The following is a 15,684-nucleotide window of genomic DNA, read 5'->3' as shown; positions in this document are numbered from 1 at the left end:
GTGCCGCCCTTCCCCTGAGAGATCGAACCGGAGGCGAGCCCATGACCGCCCCCACCTCCCGCACTCTTCCCGCACCCCAGTGGCCGGCGCCCAGCGAGCACTTGCCCGCGCTGCCGACCACGCACGAGATGTTCCTGGACGTCATGACAGCACCCATGGGGCACTCCGCCCAGCTCGACTCCGCCTTCGCCGTTTCGCGAGAGGGATGGCCGCTGGGAGTCGAACTCGTCGACTCGTGACAGGGCATAGGGCGGTTCGTGGGTCGATGGTCCGATTCCCGCCGAGGTCGGAGCGGGCCCGTGGAACGGTCTGCCTGGTCGATCCGGAATCGAACCGGTCGCCATGGTCGGAGTGGTTACCACTTCGACCTGGAGTGGCGATGGTGCGGCGGACGAGCTGGCCCTTGACATGATTGGACCCTTGCAGCGGATCGTGCCTGGGCAGGTGGGCCTTGGACATGATTCGCCGGGCGCGAAGGGCATCAGGCAAGGAAGAACTTGGCAACGTAGTACTCGATGCCGACTTCCATACGGAGTTCGTCCATGCTCGGGCTCTTCGCCGCGTCATGGAGTCGGCGCTCCGTCCCTTACGCCGGCGATCTGTGTGCTGTAGCTCTCTTTGCGGCCCTTGTTGACCAGTGTGCGGTCGTGTAGAAGGGCCAGCTCGCGTGAGCTGGCCGAGCCTGCCGCCTCCGTCTGCCGCATGAGTCTCAGCGCGCGTCGCTGAACGTCGAGTTGCCGTTCGGCGTGCTGGCCGATCGGCCACGCCGCGAGCTGAAGACCGGTGTTGAGGTGAGGGGCGCAAGGCCTGGCTGGCGCACACCTCCCGTAACAGGTGCGCGGGCCCGGCCAGCCGTCAGTACTGGACGTGCTTGCCTCCGTCCACGATCAGCGTCTCCCCCGTCACCATGTCCATTCCCAGCAGGCCCAGGACCGCCTGTGCGACGTGCTCGGGGCCCGAAGTCCTCCGCAGCGGTACGTTCCTGGACTCGGCCTGGGCCCGTTCCGCGAAGCCCTGCTCGCCGTGCAGATCTGTCTGCCAGCGGGTTGCGACCGTGCCCGGGGCGACGGCGTTGACGCGGACCTCCGGGGCGAGCGCGCTGGCCAGGTTTCTGGTGAGCTGCAACATCGCCGCCTTGCTCACGCCGTACGCGATGGACGAACCGCCCGCCCGGTAGGCGGAGATGGAGGAGACGTTGACGACCGCGCCGGCGGCCTCGCGCAGCGCGGGCGCGAAGGCGCGGGCGCTGCGGAAGGCGCCGACGACGTTGACATCCAGCAGCTCGTGCCAGACGGCGTCGTCGAGTCCCTCCAGGTCGGACTCGCGGACGGGGCGGGTGGTGCCCGCGTTGTTGACCAGCACGTCCACCCGCCCGAACCGCTCCAGGACGCCGCCGGCGAAGGCACGTACGGCGGCGTCGTCGGACACGTCCGCCTGTGCCGTCAGGGCCTGGCAGCCCTTCTCTGCCAGGTCGGCCGCCAGCGCTTCGGCGGCGCCTGCCGAACGGGTCCAGCTCGCGGCGATGCCGCTTACCCCGGCGTCTGCGAGCGCCAGGGCCGTGGCGCGGCCGATGCCGGTGCAGCCACCAGTGATGACGGCGACGGTGTCCTTGAGAACCATGTGCAGCCCCTACTCGGTCCTGGATTCCCCGGAGTCCGGGTCAGCCTCTGCCCTGGGCCCCGCCCCGGCAGCTGCCCCGGCCGTCGTGCCCGGCTCCGCTTCAACGGGCCGGGGGCCGGGGCCGGCGGGGGCGTGTTCCAGCAGTCCGAGGTCCGTCTCCCGGGATTCCTTGGAGTACAGGAAGGCGACGAGCGAGATCATCGCCGTCGCCGCCATGAAGACGGCGACGAGCCAGGGGTCGCCGTCCGCATAGCCCAGGAGCGCCGCCGCGATGAACGGGGAGAACCCCGCGAGTGCGGCACCGATCTCGCGGGAGGCCGCGAACCCGGTGTAGCGCACCCGTGCCCCGAACAGTTCGGCGTAGAAGGCGGGTTGGACGGCGATCATCGGCGCCAGACCCAGCGAGGTCGCCACGATCATCGCCAGCCAGATCACGACGGGGACACCGGTGTCCAGCAGCAGGAAGAACGGGTACGCGAACAGCCCCGTGAAGACGACGCTGAACAGGTTCAGCGGCCTGCGCCCGATCCTGTCCGACAGCGCGCCGTACACCGGCTGCAGCGCGATCACGACGAGCCCGAACGAGATCACCCCGGTCAGCGCGACCCACTTGGGCTGCTCGACCTGAACGGTCAGATACGAGACGGAGAAGGTCGCATAGATGTACACCACCGAGGTGTCGCAGATGTGCGCGCCGATCCCCACGAAGAAGCTGCGCGGATAGCGCCGCAGCGCCTCACGAACCGGGAGCTTCACCACGCTCTGCTTCTCCTTCATCCGCTGGAACACGGGGGATTCGGCGACGCGCAGCCGCAGATAGAGCGAGACGGCGATGAGTACGAAGCTGAAGAGGAACGGCAGCCGCCATCCCCAGCTCTGCTGGCTCGCCTGGGGCAGCATCCCGACGAACAGGAAGACGACCATCCCGAGCACGAGCCCGATCTGGACGCCCATCTGTGCGAACGAGGCGTAGAAACCGCGCCGTTCGGCCGGGGCGTGCTCGGCGAGCAGCGTCGAAGCACCGCCGAACTCCGCACCTGCGCCCAGCCCTTGGCACACCCGCATCAGCGTGAGCAGCACGGGAGCCATGACGCCGATCGAGGCGTATGTGGGCAGCAGCCCGATCACGCCCGTGGACAGGCCCATCACCAGCGTGGTCAGTACGAGCGTCGAGCGCCTGCCGATGCGGTCGCCGAGGGCCCCGAAGAAGAAGCCGCCCACCGGACGGAAGATGAAGCCGACGCCGAACGTGGCCAACCCGATGAGCGTGCCCATGGCCGGATCGTCCTGGACGAAGAAGAGGTCGTTGAACACGAGCACGACAGCCGTGCCGTAGATGAAGAAGTCGTACCACTCAAGAGCCGTCCCCACGACGGACGCGGTGACCACGCGCCGCAGTTCGGTGTCGGTCCGTATGTTCCTGGTGGCCGGGGGTGGTGGTGCTTGCTGGGACATCGTCGTCTCCTCAAGGATCTGTGTGGTCCCCCTGGTTGCCGTACGGTCCGGGCTGCCCGCCACCAGCACCGTCGGCGTCGCCCTTGAGCGCCAGCAGCTCCTCCCATGTGCGGCTCGGGAGAGGGATGCCGTGCCGGCGCCTGTGCATCCGTGTGCGCTCCTCCGGCTCCCCCGGAACCAGAACTTCCATCTCGCCCTGCGCGGGCGCGGTCGCCGCCAGCGCGACGCAGAACTGCTCGGTCTCCGCACGGAATTCGGCGAGCGGGACGAACGCGTCGATCCGCAGGCCGATGAGCACCGTGCCGAAGTGCCCCTCGTAGCCGGGCCTGCTGGAGATCCCCGCCCGGCTGAGCAGCCCGCCGACGATCTCGATGACCACGCTCAGCCCGTAGCCCTTGTGCCCCCCGAAGGGCAGAAGCGCGCCGCCCCTGTAGAAGTCGCCGGGGTCGCGTGAGCCCGCCCCTTCGGAGTCGAGCAGGAGCCCGTCGGCGACGGGCAGTCCCCGTGTACGGGCGAGGGCGAGCTTGCCCTCGGCGACGGCGGCCGTCGCCCAGTCCATGACGAGCGGCGGCTTGCCCTCACCGCGCGGGAGCCCCCAGGACATGGGGTTGGTGCCCATGCGGCGTTCCCGGCCGCCGTACGGCGCGACCGTCGCGTCGGCGTTCGACAGCGCCAGCGCGACAAGGCCCTCGTCGGCCATGCGTGCGGTGTATTCGCCCAGCCGCCCGATGTGGTTGCAGTCCTGGACGGTGACGACGCCGACCGCGAACTCGTCGCACAGGGAGATCAGTTCGTCCGAGGCGAGGCGGGCGGCGAGCTGCCCGAAGGCGCGCTCACCGTCGACGACGGCGGTAGCGCCGTGGCGTGAGAGAAGGCGGCCTGTCCTGGACGGGTCGATCAGCCCTTCCCGTACCGCCGCGAGGTAGCCGGGCAGCCGGCGCACACCGTGCGAGTCGTGCCCGAGCAGGTTCGACGCAACCAGGGAGTCCGCCACGTGGCGCGCGGACCCCGACGGCAGGCCGGCACCCTCCAGCAACTCGGTCGCCAGATCCGCCAGTTCCCGCGCTCCGGTCATCCGCTCCCGGTGACCCTCGGCCTGCGTGCTCGTCAACCCCTGCCGCCTTCATCGCTACAGCTCGAAATTCCGCCTGAAGGAATTGCGTTCCGGAATTTCTTCAGGTCCGGAGATGCTGCCACAGCTATCTCCGGCTGGGAACCCACCGCGCGCACGAAGGCGACCGCGCGCCACCGGAACAGCAATATCTACGCAATCCCCCTGATTCTTCTTCGACTTACTCAATCCGGTCCCGCAGCGGCACTGGCTAGACTGTCGCCATGGCCAGAGAGGTGCGGCGCACGGCGGCGGACAAGACGCTCGATGTCCTCGAAGCACTGGGACAACACCGCAGCATCGCGGAGATCTCCGAGGTCACATCCCTCCCGAAGCCCACCGCTCACCGGATTCTCCAGACCCTGGTCGAGCGCGGCTTCGCCCGGTACCTCGGCCACGGCAGCTATGCGAGCGGCCCTCGCATCCTCACCCTCGTCGGCCGTCACCAGCGCGAGGTGGACCTCCCGAACCAGGTGGGGCCGACCTTGGAGATGCTCCGCGAAGAGACCGACTGGACGGTCCACTTCACACTCCTGACCGGTGACGAAGCCGTCTACGCGGCCAAGTCGGATGGAGACAAGCCCTACCGGCTCGCCTCACGCGTGGGCATGAGCCTCGCGCTGCACTCCACCTCGGTGGGCAAATCGATACTGGCCACGCTGCCGGAAGAGTCCGTGCTCGCCCTCCTCAAGCGCACCGGCATGCCCGCCCGAACTGACCACACACGCACCGACCCGACGAAGCTGCTCACCGAACTCACCGCGATCCGCCAGCGGGGATATGCGGAGGACCACGAGGAGAACGAGTCCGGCGTGATCGCCGTGGGCGCGCCCGTCTTCGACCACGCCGGGGACGCGGTGGGCGGCATGAGCGCGGCCACCCTGAGCAACTTCGCGGACTCCCAGAACATGGCCAGGTGCGGCCAGGCGGTCGCCGCAGCAGCGAAGCACTTCTCTCTGACGTTGGGCGCCCCGCCGCACCGCTGCGATCTCACCCGAAGCCGGCCAGGCTAGACCTGAGTCGGCGATTCTTTATTGGTTGGGCGTGAGTCCACCGGATCGAGGATTGGTCTGTCCGTTGTCCCGGCAGATCCGCCATGCGGTCCGCTCACACATGTCCTCCCCGGCGGCCTGGGCTTCACCGACGAGGAACCGGTAGCCGAACTCCGGGTCATCATCACGGTGAGCGTCGAACAGTGCATTGTCGGCGCGGCCCGCCTGTCAACTGCGGTCCGGGACCGGCGATTCCGGCGGGTTGTCGGCAGCGATGGGGGTGGTGCTGCTGATGGACCACAGGACCTCGAAGAGGTTCGAGTGCATCTGGGCGTACTCGGCGCTCTCGATCATCATGGCGAAGTTCTCGCGGCGTGAGGACATCACTGCGACCTCGTGCTCTCCGATGATCGTGGTCATGGTGAAGATGTACTGAGGTGGGGCGTATCTCGACTCACGGTAGTCAGCCGCGCTCGTAGGCCAGCCGTGGTCGTAGTCCCGCTCGGGCGACCGCACCACGCGCAGCGTGAGGTGCCTTTCGCGCCGCCCCGCGATGTACTCGTTCATGGCGCTGTGACCGGGCACGGTCAGCAGGTCCTTCATCGAAAGGATGCCGCGCAGCGGAGCAGGCCAGTCCAGCGTTTCGAAGAGCGCGGACTTGATCCCCGATGCGCCTTCGAGGTAGCGCACTCTGGGCCGGCTGACACCCTTGGCGCGCATCGCACGAAGCTTCGGGACGAGATCGTCCAGGACTTCCTTGCGCTCCGCCCAGTCGTCCAGAAGCTTGCCCGGGTCGTTCGCGGTCAGGACCGCACGTCCGCGGCCCGCCGGCTTGGCCGTCGGGCCGACCTCGGTGATGCTCACCAAGCCGCGGTGGGTCAGTCGCTTGGTGATGTCGTACGCGTTCGTCCTGCTCACATCGGCCCGCTCGGCCACCTCGGCCACAGTCGGACGCCGCATGTCCAGCACCGCCAGGTAGAACCTCGCCTCCTTGGGCTCCAGCCCCGCATCGACCAACTCCTGCCACATGGCCGCCTCCAGTTGTCGAGAAGAGGCGACATCCTATCCACTCAGGAGAATTACTGGGAGGGGTTGACGTGACTGGTCAGCGTTTCTACTCTGCCGCCGCTTCAACGTGGTGAGGCTGCTTTTGTCGAGAATCGTCGACAAAAGAAGAGCTGAGATACGCGTCTGCTCCATCGACGACGGGAGTCACGCTCATGACAGAGGAACGGGTTCCGCGCATCAAGGTGGCGGCCGTACAGGCCGCGCCGGTCTTCCTCGATTCCGGTGCCTCGATTGCCAAGCTGGACCGCCTGGTCGCCGAGGCGGCAGGCCACGGTGCCGAACTGGTCGTGTTCGGCGAGACGTTCGTCGCCGGTTTCCCCCTCTGGAACGCGGTGCTTCCTGCGGTCGACCAACACGGGCTCCACCAGCGGTTGGTCGAGTCGGCCATCACGGTTCCAGGGCGCCACGCCGAAGCGCTGGCCGGTATCGCCGCGCAGCACCGGATCGTGCTGTCGGTCGGGGTGAACGAGCGCGCCGAGCACAGCCTCGGCCAGGTCTTCAACTCCAACCTGATCTTCGACCCGGACGGGCGCCTGGTGAACCACCGCAGGAAGCTCGTCGCCACCTGGTACGAGAGGCTGACCTGGTCACACGGCGACGCACACGACCTCAAGCCCGTCGAACTCGGCGGCTGGCGCCTGGGGGCGCTGATATGCGGTGAGAACACCAACACCCTGGCCCGCTACGCCCTGTTGGCGCAGGGTGAGCGGCTGCACATCGCCACCTATCCCCCGGCATGGCCCTTCGACCAGCGGACAGGCGCGCCGGAGTACGACCTCATGGACAGCATCCGAATCCGCAGCGCGGCACACGCCTTCGAAGGCAAGGTCTTCAGTGTCGTCGCGGCGACGGCGCTGGACGACGAGGCCGTGGCTGAAGTGGCAGCAGGCGACAGCCGTATCGAAGAACTGCTCCGCTCGACTCCGACCGCCTCTCTAATCGTGGGACCGCGCGGTGACACGTTGGCCGGCCCGCTCGTCGGGAAAGAGGGGATCCTCTACGCGGAAGTGGACCTGACCGAAGAGATCGCCCTGAAACAGGCGCACGACATCGTCGGCACGTATCAGCGGCTCGACATCTTCGAGCTCAGGATGAACACGAGCCGCCCCCGGCCCATCGTCCTGCACGGCACGGACGCGCACGCAGCCTCCCAGACCCTGTCACCGGTTCTCAGCGAGGAGGCCACCGATGTCTGACACCGCACTCCCCACAGCCGCTCCCGCAGCCGACGGCATGGAACACAGGAAGAAGGGGCGCCGGGCACTCCGCGCCGCCATATTCGGCTTCTTCGTGGACATGTACGACGTCTACCTGCCCGTGATCGCCCTGGCGCCGGCCATCATGTACTTCACCGCCAGCGACTCGTCGTCCGTCGACAACGCGACGCTGACGGCAGCCATCTTCGCCGCCTCATTGATAGGGCGGCCGCTGGGGTCGGTCATCTTCGGATCCATGGGTGACCGACTCGGACGACGCCGCACGACCATCATCGTGTCCGCAGGATTCACCGTCTGCACCGGGCTCATCGCACTTCTGCCGAGCTACGCGTCCATCGGCTCTCTCTCGCCCCTGCTGCTTGTGATTCTGCGGCTTCTCGACGGAGTCTTCCTCGGCGGCCAGTACACGGCCGCCAACCCGCTGGCGATGGAGTACGCGCCGCGCGAGCGCCGGGGTCTGTACGGGTCGCTGCTGAACATCGGCTACCCGGCCGCCCTCGGGGCCATCACCGTCATCACCGTCATCACGCTCCGGGTGTTCCCGGCCGAAGGCGCGGAGTCCGCCTATGTCGTCTGGGGCTGGCGGATTCCGTTCGCCATCGGCTTCGTACTGTCCGGGATGCTCTGCCTCCACTACCTCCGCTCGGTCCCCGAGTCCGAACTGTGGACGAAGATGCCGAAGGTCAAGAGCCCGCTGCGCACGCTCTTCTCCGGGCGCAGCCTGCGGAGCTTCCGGACGGCGTTCATCGTCGGATCGGGAGCATGGCTCACCCTTGACGGCACGGTCGGCGTGTTCGCGGGACACTTCCAGAAACTGGGGACCGACGTATCGGTGATCAACACCGTGGTCCTGATCTCCGCGGCCCTCGGCGTCTGCGCCTTCCCCCTCATCGGCTCCCTGGGGCAACGGTTCGGCCGGCGGGAGGTCTTCCTCGCCCTCGGGGCGGTCAACCTCACGATCGCGCCGCTCGCTTTCGCCCTCGCGGTCGGCAACAAGGCGAACACCTCGGCGGTGATCTTCTTCGCCACTCTCTCGATCGTCTCGGCGCTGCTGGTCTGGGCCGTGATCACGGCGTACATCATGGAGATGTTCCCCACCGAGATCCGCTCCTCGGGCTACGGGATCGCCTACAGCCTCCCCAGCGTCGTTCCCGCCTTCTACACCTACTACATGCTGGGCCTGGGGAATTTCATGCCCTACGACTACACCCCGGTAGTGATCGTCGCGGCCGGCGGGCTGCTACTGCTCATCGGCGCATGGGTCAGCAAGGACCTGCGCCATGTCGATCTCGAGAACGCGTAGGCCGATGCGGCCTTCCACGCCCGGCACCTCCGGGAGTCCGTCGTACTCCGAACTGAAGGCCGAGCCGGCTCGTGGAGCCACCACAGGAAAGCAGGACACATGTCGTACGCCGATTTCCCCACCGCCAACGGCACGACCATCGGGTGGGGCGACCGCACCTACGGACGTGCGTCGCGGGACCGTCGCATCGATGCCCGCCGGCCGGACCACGACGGGGCGAGGGCGGCTTTGGAGACGTTCTACTTCGCGTTCAACTGCCCCTCTCTGCAAGTGTTCCAGGAGGTGTGGGCTCCCGATCAGCTGGTGTCGCTGTACAACCCCGTGGGGGGCGTCATCCGCGGCAACTCGGAAATCGACGCCCTCTACGACCGGATCTTCCACGGACCGGCCCGGGTCTGGGTCGAACTCCACGACGTCGTCGAGTACTTCACACCGGCCTCCGCGCTGTTCGCGGGCCGCGAGCGGGGCGAGTTCACCCGCGACGGAGTCACCGTCGAACTGGCCATCCGCACCAGCCGCACCTTTCACTATCTCGGAAGCGACGTCGGCTGGCGCCAGGTACATCATCACGGATCCATCGACGACCCCGCGGCCCTGGCCACGTATCAGACGGCCGTAAGGGCGCCTGAGTAGACGCGGCACCCGCCTACGTCCGCCGCGGCGCGCGGCTGCGTTCGTAGTGCCGCCTGGCCTTCATGCGGTTGCCGCAGGTTGCCATCGAGCACCAGCGTGCCTTGTTGGCTCTGCTGCGGTCGAGCAGGAACAACCGGCACTCGTCGTTGCCGCAGGGCCGCAACCGCCCGGGCAGTTCCTCCTGCAGCCGTGCCCACGCCAGAACCACCCGCACCGGCAGCCGGGAGCCGGGCGGGACGACCAGCTCCCAGTCCACGCCGTGATCGCCGAGCACCGGAATCCGATGCACACCGTCGAGCACCTCATCGAGCACCGACACATGCTTCTCCCCCAGCACCACGTCCCGAATGCCGTCCCGGACTCCTCGAAGGCGCTCGAGCTCAGCGGGCGTTCCCACGCCACCACGAGCCCGCACCCAGCGGAACGCCCGCCGGTCATCGGCCAGTTCGTCCCGTTCGGTGCCATCGATCACCGGTCTGCTGTTGAGGAGCGCGAGCAGCACCTCGACGTCGTCATCTGCCACAGCCCACCTGCCTAATCTAACCTGTCTGACACATTTGACAGGTTAGCAGACTCGTGTTTGGCTGCCTTGTAACCAGTTCAAGCAATCTTAGGGGTTAGAGATGCCGACGGCGCACCACCGGACCACGACGATCGACGGCCACACCGTCTTCTACCGCGAAGCGGGCCCGCAGGACGCTCCCACCGTGGTGCTCCTGCACGGATATCCGACCAGCTCCCACATGTTCCGCGAGCTGATCCCGGCGCTCGCCGACCGCTACCACGTCATCGCGCCGGACCACCTGGGATTCGGGAACTCGGACGCACCCCCGGTCGAGGAATTCGACTACAGCTTCGACGCCCTGGCCGCCGTCACCGACCACCTGCTCGAACACCTCGGCGTGCACCACTACTCGATCTACGTACAGGACTACGGCGCCCCGATCGGCTGGCGGCTCGCCCTGGCCCACCCCGACCGGATCACCGCGATCATCACGCAGAACGGCAACGCCTACGACTCCGGCTTCGTCGACTCCTTCTGGGCACCCCTGTGGGCCTATGCCGCCGATCCCGGCCCCGACACCGAACCGCCCGTCCGTGCGGCGCTCAGCGTTGACGCCATCCGCTGGCAGTACCTCCATGGCGTGCCCGACACCAGCCTCGTCAGCCCGGACACCTGGGCACATGACCACGCCCTCATCCAGCGCCCCGGCAACGACGCCGTCCAGCTCCGCCTCTTCCGCGACTACGTCACCAACGTCGAGCTGTATCCCGGGCTGCACGACTACTTCCGGGCAAGCCAAGTCCCGCTGCTCGCCGTGTGGGGCGCCAACGATGAGATCTTCGGCCCGGACGGTGCGCGGGCCTTCGCGGAGGACCTGCCCGACGCCGAGATCCACCTGCTGAACGCCGGGCACTTCGCGCTCGAAAGCGATCTCGACACCATCGCCGGGTACATCCGCGGGTTCCTCGGCCGCATCACCGGCCACCGCCCGTAAGGGAACACCGTCCAAGTCCCGGGATCCTCAATACGTCGATGCCGGACGGGAGATGGCCACCCGTCGACCGAAGGCACGTGAAGGGTGTCGCCGCTTCTCGAGTCGGCTGTCGGTGAAGCTCCCGTGGGCGTCGGGGTCATCCCGGCGCGATCCGATTCACTGACGCTTTGGTCTATACCAAACCGGCCGATCCCCGTATCCTCATCCGTGGCCAGTGGCACACCGTCCCCCACCTGGGTTGCGTACTGGCACGGGCGACGACCCACGCGACTCCGCCCCCAAGCAGCCGGGTGAACTCTCGATCCGCCGTCTCCAGGAGGGTCACCACAATGAAAGTTCGCACCAGAGGCTCGGCGATCATCGGCACCATCTGTCTCGTCGCGACGTTGGCCTTGGCCACGGCGTCCGCCGCCGAGCCCGCCGCTCCACGTCAGGCCGAGGTCGTACTCAACGAAGTGGCCACGGCCGAGAATCCGGCGGCCGGCACCGCCGGGCCCGGCGACACGGTCTGGATAGCCGAACGCGCCGGCCGCGTACGGGTCCTGGGCGATCAGGGGCTCGGCGAGCCCGTCCTCGACATCTCCGACGAGACCACCACCGACGGCGAACGCGGCCTGCTGGGCATCGCGTTCGACAAGGAGTTCGCCCACTTCTACATCTCGTTCACGAACCTCGAAGGCACCAGCACCGTGGACGAGTTCGCCATGGAGGGCGGCGAGATCGAGCCCGACTCCCGGCGCACCGTCCTCACTCAGGAGCAGCCGTACGCGAACCACAACGGCGGCGGCATCGCATTCGGTCCCGACGGCATGCTCTACATCGCGCTCGGCGACGGCGGCTCGGGCGGCGACCCGCATGACAACGGACAGAACCTCGGCACGCTGCTGGGCAAGCTGCTGCGGATCGACCCCAGCGGCGGCGACCCGTACGCGATCCCGCCTGACAATCCGTTCGTGGACGACCCGGACGCGCGGGGCGAGATCTGGGCGTACGGACTGCGTAACCCGTGGCGGTTCTCCTTCGACGCGGGAACGGGCGACCTGCTGATCGGCGACGTCGGCCAGAGCAAGCGCGAGGAGATCGACTGGGCGGCGGGCGACAGCGAGGGCGGCGAGAACTACGGATGGTCGCGCATGGAGGGCTCGCTCGTGTTCTCGGGCGAGGAGCCCGAGAACCATGTGCCGCCGGTCCACGAGTACGGTCGCGACGGGCTGGCCTGTTCGGTCACCGGCGGATACGTCTACCGGGGCGAGGCGATACCGGACCTGCAGGGCCAGTACCTGTTCAGCGACTACTGCGACGGCACCATCCGCGCCCTGCGGATGGAGAACGGCGAGGTGACCGGCGAGACCGACCTCGGGGTCAACGGCGGCGAGGTCGTCTCGTTCGTCCAGGACGGCGACGGCGAGCTGTACGTGCTCGACATCGGGGGCAGCGTCTCCCGCATCGACCCGGCGTAACGGGCCGGTGCGGCGGGGTCCGGCGTAACGGGACCGGGCCCGGCGTTCGTATCGGTGCCCCCGCCGTACGTAGCTACGGCGGGCGCACCGGCTCGCCCGCGTTTCATGGTCCCGGGCCGGCCGGCGCCCGAACTCCCGGGCGCGGCTGGGCCGTTCGCCCGCACCCGGCGCCGGTCACCAGTCAGCGCGCGGGCCTCACCGCTGCCCTCAGCCCTCACCCCCGCGCCGTGCTCGCCCGCCTCAGCGTGGCGACTGCGCGGCCCGCCCGGTGTGCCCGGTACAGCGAGAAGAGCGCCGCACCGCCCGCGAAGACGGCGAGGGCCGGTTCGAGCATCAGCAGCGCGCCGCCGAGCAGGACACCCACGGCGCCGATGATCTGCCACTGCCGTGCCGAGGTGCGGTAGCCCTCCAGCGAACGCTCGACCTCGGACCTGCCGGGAACCGGCCCGGCCGAGGGGGAAGCGGCCGCCGGCCGCGCCCCCTCGTGAACGCCCAGCCAGAAGTTCACGGCGGCGGCAGCGGCGAACACCGCTGCCCACACCGGCGCGTCCTGCGACGCCCGGACGCCCGCGAGTCCGAGGAAGCCCAGCCCGATCACCATGTAGCGCCACTTGAACTGCCGGTTCATGAGATGACCTCCGCGTACGAGAGCATCGCGATGACGCCGCAGACCGTGAGGAACACCGAGCCGAGGGCCACGAGCGTGCGCAGCAGCGTGCTCATCCGGTACTCGGAGGGCATGTTGACCTTGTCGACGTAGAGCAGTCCCGCGCCGTAGATGCCGCAGGCGAAGACGCCGCCGACGATGGACGCCGGGGTGATCAGGTCGACGAAGTCCGCTCCCGTGGCGATCATCAGCACTGCGCCGATACCGGTCCAGGCGTAGACGAAAGGCCTGATGCCCCGCTGCCCGCGGACGCGGACCTTCTCCGAGACGGCCGAGAGACTCTCGTACGTCGTCCAGGAGTACGCCTCCCACAGGGCGTAGACGGTGCCGAAGAGGACCATCACGATGGCCACGATGTAGAAGTACTCGAAGATCGGTGCCACCGCGGCGAGGAACTGCGACTGATACGTCAGCACGTCGTTGCCCTCGGGCACCTGCTGCTTCTCCCCGAGTATCGCCGCGCCGTTGATCATGAACGCCGATGCGATGACGGCCATGGCGAGGAACGCCGCCATCATGTCGAAGAGAGGGGCGCGGTTCCACGCGCGGGCCTTCTGCACGTCCTCGGGCTCGCTCGACAGCGGGATGAGGGCCCTGGCCTCCTGCTTGGCCAGCCGCCGGCCGATCGCGTCGACGTCCTGGTGCCCGAGCATCCCCCACTTCTTCTCACGGAGCATGCCGGTGTAGCCGATGTAGTCGTACATGCCTCCGCCGAGGCCGCCCATGAAGACCACGAGCTCCACCCACACCGAAGTCCCGGTGATCTCCGGGTACTTGTCGGCCACGAACGGGGCGTACTCGAAGCTGCTGGGCACCAGACCGCGCAGCACGCCGAGCCAGTCGGGCTGCGCGACGAAGACCCCGATCAGGACGAGCACCACCATCAGCCCGGCGATCACGACCTGCACCTTCTCCAGCACGGTGTATCCGCCCGCCCAGGACACGACCGCCGCGAAGAGGAGAATTCCGATCGCGTAGGCGGTGGCGTTGCCCGCTCCCATCGACGCGAGGAAGTCGCCGAGCGCGACGGCCACACCGCTCGCCCAGCCCGGGAACGAGGCCAGGCAGATCAGCGCCAGCAGCACCGGGAACCAGCCGCGCGGACCGGGCAGCACCTTGGCGAAGCGCGTCATGGGGTGTTCGCCGGTGAGCGTGATGTGCCGGTTGGACGCGTAGACGAGCGCCCCCTTGGCGACCGTCCCCACGACGATCGCCCACAGCACCGTGTAGCCGAAGACGGCGCCCTCGCGTGAGGCGAGGATCGATTCGCCGCTCCCGATGGTGAGCGAGGCGATGATCGCGCCGGGGCCGAAGAACTTGAGGACCGTGGCGAGGCTGAAGCCTCCCCGTCGCAGCTCCGGGGGTGGCTCCGGGAAACGCAGCACGGGGTCTGCGTTGCGACCGATTTCTTCTGTGGCCATGTCAGTCCAGACGATCGTCTTCGTATATCCTATAGGATACTTGGAACAGGTTGCTCGATTATTCGAGCGGGTCAGCTGCGACGTCAAGGGAGTGGACCGCTCTCATTTCCGTCCCGCAAGAGCCCGCGCCCAGCACACTCAGGGGGAGACACCATGGACGGGCCACCTGCGGAAACGCCGAACGGCACGGCACCGGCGGCGCCACTGCCCCGTCGCCAGATGCTCACGGACGACGTCCACGAGGCGATCAAGGCGCTGATCATGGATCACGCCATCGCCCCGGGTGAGCGGGTCTCGATCGACGGGCTCGCCCGCCAGCTCGGCGTCTCCCCCACCCCTGTACGGGAGGCGCTGGCGCGCCTCGAGACGGCGGAGCTGGTCGTCAAGGAACCCCTGCGGGGATACCGGACCACGCCGCTGCTCAACCGCGAACAGCTCGCCGATCTCTACCGGTTCCGGCTGCTCATCGAGCCGTGGGCCGCGGCCAGGGCCGCCGAGAAGGCGGACGAGCGGGGCCGCGAAAGGCTCCGCACGGAGATGGCGGCCTGCGACGCACCCCATGAGGCGACGTACGACGCATACAAGGCGCTGACAGCCCACGACACCCGCTTCCACGTGCTGGTGGCGGAACTGGCCGAAAGCGCGCAGGTGCGGCTCGCGTTCGAGCGCACCCACTGCCACCTGCACATCTTCCGGCTCTACTACGACAGCGGCATCGGCCGGCGGACGCTGGAGGAACACCGCGCGATCACGGACGCCGTCCTGGCCGGGGATCCGGAGGCCGCCGAGGCGGCCATGCGGACCCATCTGGAGACCGCCTATTACGAGCGGCTGCGGCCGGTGTCGGAGGCTTCGGACTCGGAGCAGTCCTGACTCAGCTCACCAGGGCCGCGCCTGAGGCCTGAGGGCCTGAGGGCCTGAGGGCATGGGCGCCGCGCTGCTGACCGATCGCCGAGCCGCGCCCGCCCGCCCGCCCGTCCGTCCTTGCGCGCGCGACGTCAGGCCTTGCGTGCGACACCGCCGTACGCCGAGGCGAGCGGCTCGTCGGTCTCGGGGCGCCAGTCGCCGATGGGCACCAGCCCGGGCTCCAGCAGCTCAAGGCCGGTGAAGAAGTCCTTCACCTCGCTCTTGGGGCGCAGTTGGAGGGGTGTGCCCTCGGCGCGGTAGACCTCCTCCACCTGGTTCATGGAGGAGTCCAGCTCCGCGGTGGCTGCTCATCGAACGTTCCGTTTCCGGGT

General features: G+C 68.2%; 16 protein-coding genes and 1 pseudogene. 8 read left to right on the top strand and 9 right to left on the bottom strand.

Features of this window, described 5'->3' with window-relative positions:
- Positions 1 to 41: 41 nt before the first annotated feature.
- Positions 42 to 239 carry a hypothetical protein gene (locus tag ACSMXX_RS27780; RefSeq protein ID WP_473181411.1) on the top strand — a complete coding sequence of 66 codons (198 nt, stop codon included), beginning with the start codon at positions 42 to 44 and terminating at the stop codon, positions 237 to 239.
- A gap of 242 nt (positions 240 to 481) precedes the next feature.
- Here the strand turns inward: ACSMXX_RS27780 and ACSMXX_RS27775 are convergent.
- The 4 genes and pseudogenes from ACSMXX_RS27775 to ACSMXX_RS27760 all read right to left on the bottom strand — a co-directional run.
- A pseudogene (locus tag ACSMXX_RS27775) lies at positions 482 to 770 on the bottom strand (DUF6624 domain-containing protein); the annotation flags it as partial.
- 85 nt (positions 771 to 855) lie between these two features.
- The gene (locus ACSMXX_RS27770; protein WP_473181410.1) at positions 856 to 1,620 is read right to left on the bottom strand and encodes an SDR family NAD(P)-dependent oxidoreductase; all 765 of its coding nucleotides are present in this window, start codon (positions 1,618 to 1,620) and stop codon (positions 856 to 858) included.
- A gap of 9 nt (positions 1,621 to 1,629) precedes the next feature.
- Positions 1,630 to 3,075 (bottom strand): MFS transporter, encoded by a 1,446-nt coding sequence (locus tag ACSMXX_RS27765; protein WP_473181409.1) that lies wholly within the window; start codon positions 3,073 to 3,075, stop codon positions 1,630 to 1,632.
- Positions 3,076 to 3,085: 10 nt separating this feature from the next.
- The gene (locus ACSMXX_RS27760; RefSeq protein WP_473181408.1) at positions 3,086 to 4,186 is read right to left on the bottom strand and encodes an Ldh family oxidoreductase; all 1,101 of its coding nucleotides are present in this window, start codon (positions 4,184 to 4,186) and stop codon (positions 3,086 to 3,088) included.
- A gap of 224 nt (positions 4,187 to 4,410) precedes the next feature.
- Between ACSMXX_RS27760 and ACSMXX_RS27755 the strand changes: the two genes are divergently transcribed.
- Positions 4,411 to 5,199 (top strand): IclR family transcriptional regulator, encoded by a 789-nt coding sequence (locus tag ACSMXX_RS27755; RefSeq protein ID WP_473181407.1) that lies wholly within the window; start codon positions 4,411 to 4,413, stop codon positions 5,197 to 5,199.
- A gap of 207 nt (positions 5,200 to 5,406) precedes the next feature.
- Here the strand turns inward: ACSMXX_RS27755 and ACSMXX_RS27750 are convergent, their stop codons facing one another.
- Positions 5,407 to 6,207, bottom strand: coding sequence for a TrmB family transcriptional regulator (locus ACSMXX_RS27750; protein WP_473181406.1), 801 nt, complete (start codon positions 6,205 to 6,207; stop codon positions 5,407 to 5,409).
- Between the two features lie 191 nt (positions 6,208 to 6,398).
- Here ACSMXX_RS27750 and ACSMXX_RS27745 point away from each other — a divergent pair, with 191 nt between their 5' ends.
- The 3 genes from ACSMXX_RS27745 (at position 6,399) to ACSMXX_RS27735 (ending at position 9,399) form a co-directional block, all read left to right on the top strand.
- A complete protein-coding gene (locus ACSMXX_RS27745) occupies positions 6,399 to 7,442 on the top strand; it encodes a carbon-nitrogen hydrolase family protein (RefSeq protein ID WP_473181405.1) in 1,044 nt (347 codons plus the stop codon).
- Positions 7,435 to 8,766 (top strand): MFS transporter, encoded by a 1,332-nt coding sequence (locus ACSMXX_RS27740; RefSeq protein WP_473181404.1) that lies wholly within the window; start codon positions 7,435 to 7,437, stop codon positions 8,764 to 8,766. Before ACSMXX_RS27745 ends, ACSMXX_RS27740 begins: the two co-directional genes overlap by 8 nt.
- A 99-nt stretch (positions 8,767 to 8,865) precedes the next feature.
- Positions 8,866 to 9,399 carry a YybH family protein gene (locus tag ACSMXX_RS27735; protein ID WP_473181403.1) on the top strand — a complete coding sequence of 178 codons (534 nt, stop codon included), beginning with the start codon at positions 8,866 to 8,868 and terminating at the stop codon, positions 9,397 to 9,399.
- 13 nt (positions 9,400 to 9,412) lie between these two features.
- Here the strand turns inward: ACSMXX_RS27735 and ACSMXX_RS27730 are convergent, their stop codons facing one another.
- Positions 9,413 to 9,922, bottom strand: coding sequence for a CGNR zinc finger domain-containing protein (locus ACSMXX_RS27730; protein ID WP_473181402.1), 510 nt, complete (start codon positions 9,920 to 9,922; stop codon positions 9,413 to 9,415).
- Positions 9,923 to 10,022: 100 nt separating this feature from the next.
- Here ACSMXX_RS27730 and ACSMXX_RS27725 point away from each other — a divergent pair, with 100 nt between their 5' ends.
- Entirely contained in the window at positions 10,023 to 10,898 is an 876-nt protein-coding gene (locus ACSMXX_RS27725; RefSeq protein ID WP_473181401.1) for an alpha/beta fold hydrolase, read from the top strand.
- Between the two features lie 329 nt (positions 10,899 to 11,227).
- Entirely contained in the window at positions 11,228 to 12,358 is a 1,131-nt protein-coding gene (locus ACSMXX_RS27720; RefSeq protein ID WP_473181400.1) for a PQQ-dependent sugar dehydrogenase, read from the top strand.
- 214 nt (positions 12,359 to 12,572) lie between these two features.
- Here ACSMXX_RS27720 and ACSMXX_RS27715 read toward each other — a convergent pair whose 3' ends face one another.
- Complete coding sequence (locus ACSMXX_RS27715) at positions 12,573 to 12,986, bottom strand: hypothetical protein (RefSeq protein WP_473181399.1); 414 nt, start codon at positions 12,984 to 12,986, stop codon at positions 12,573 to 12,575.
- A complete protein-coding gene (locus ACSMXX_RS27710; RefSeq protein ID WP_473181398.1) occupies positions 12,983 to 14,446 on the bottom strand; it encodes an Nramp family divalent metal transporter in 1,464 nt (487 codons plus the stop codon). Before ACSMXX_RS27710 ends, ACSMXX_RS27715 begins: the two co-directional genes overlap by 4 nt.
- Positions 14,447 to 14,599: 153 nt before the next feature.
- Here ACSMXX_RS27710 and ACSMXX_RS27705 point away from each other — a divergent pair, with 153 nt between their 5' ends.
- Positions 14,600 to 15,319, top strand: a complete 720-nt coding sequence (locus ACSMXX_RS27705; RefSeq protein ID WP_473181397.1) for a GntR family transcriptional regulator — start codon at positions 14,600 to 14,602, stop codon at positions 15,317 to 15,319.
- A gap of 125 nt (positions 15,320 to 15,444) precedes the next feature.
- On the opposite strand, the gene ACSMXX_RS27700 is transcribed toward ACSMXX_RS27705, so the two are convergent.
- Positions 15,445 to 15,633, bottom strand: coding sequence for an SAM-dependent methyltransferase (locus ACSMXX_RS27700; protein ID WP_473181396.1), 189 nt, complete (start codon positions 15,631 to 15,633; stop codon positions 15,445 to 15,447).
- Positions 15,634 to 15,684: the final 51 nt, after the last annotated feature.

The sequence above is a fragment of the Streptomyces sp. DSM 116795 genome (assembly GCF_055792905.1).
The sequence above is the reverse complement of the archived record's forward strand: the minus strand, read 5'-3'. Positions and strand labels throughout refer to the sequence as shown.

What these genes read in the sequence shown, in the direction of transcription:
- ACSMXX_RS27755 (WP_473181407.1), top strand. Translation starts at nt 4,411, where the DNA reads ATGGCCAGAGAGGTGCGGCGCACGGCGGCGGACAAGACGCTCGATGTC.
- ACSMXX_RS27720 (WP_473181400.1), top strand. Translation starts at nt 11,228, where the DNA reads ATGAAAGTTCGCACCAGAGGCTCGGCGATCATCGGCACCATCTGTCTC.
- ACSMXX_RS27705 (WP_473181397.1), top strand. Translation starts at nt 14,600, where the DNA reads ATGGACGGGCCACCTGCGGAAACGCCGAACGGCACGGCACCGGCGGCG.
- ACSMXX_RS27765 (WP_473181409.1), bottom strand. Translation starts at nt 3,075, where the DNA reads ATGTCCCAGCAAGCACCACCACCCCCGGCCACCAGGAACATACGGACC.
- ACSMXX_RS27750 (WP_473181406.1), bottom strand. Translation starts at nt 6,207, where the DNA reads ATGTGGCAGGAGTTGGTCGATGCGGGGCTGGAGCCCAAGGAGGCGAGG.
- ACSMXX_RS27745 (WP_473181405.1), top strand. Translation starts at nt 6,399, where the DNA reads ATGACAGAGGAACGGGTTCCGCGCATCAAGGTGGCGGCCGTACAGGCC.
- ACSMXX_RS27715 (WP_473181399.1), bottom strand. Translation starts at nt 12,986, where the DNA reads ATGAACCGGCAGTTCAAGTGGCGCTACATGGTGATCGGGCTGGGCTTC.
- ACSMXX_RS27735 (WP_473181403.1), top strand. Translation starts at nt 8,866, where the DNA reads ATGTCGTACGCCGATTTCCCCACCGCCAACGGCACGACCATCGGGTGG.
- ACSMXX_RS27725 (WP_473181401.1), top strand. Translation starts at nt 10,023, where the DNA reads ATGCCGACGGCGCACCACCGGACCACGACGATCGACGGCCACACCGTC.
- ACSMXX_RS27700 (WP_473181396.1), bottom strand. Translation starts at nt 15,633, where the DNA reads ATGAACCAGGTGGAGGAGGTCTACCGCGCCGAGGGCACACCCCTCCAA.
- ACSMXX_RS27740 (WP_473181404.1), top strand. Translation starts at nt 7,435, where the DNA reads ATGTCTGACACCGCACTCCCCACAGCCGCTCCCGCAGCCGACGGCATG.
- ACSMXX_RS27770 (WP_473181410.1), bottom strand. Translation starts at nt 1,620, where the DNA reads ATGGTTCTCAAGGACACCGTCGCCGTCATCACTGGTGGCTGCACCGGC.
- ACSMXX_RS27710 (WP_473181398.1), bottom strand. Translation starts at nt 14,446, where the DNA reads ATGGCCACAGAAGAAATCGGTCGCAACGCAGACCCCGTGCTGCGTTTC.
- ACSMXX_RS27780 (WP_473181411.1), top strand. Translation starts at nt 42, where the DNA reads ATGACCGCCCCCACCTCCCGCACTCTTCCCGCACCCCAGTGGCCGGCG.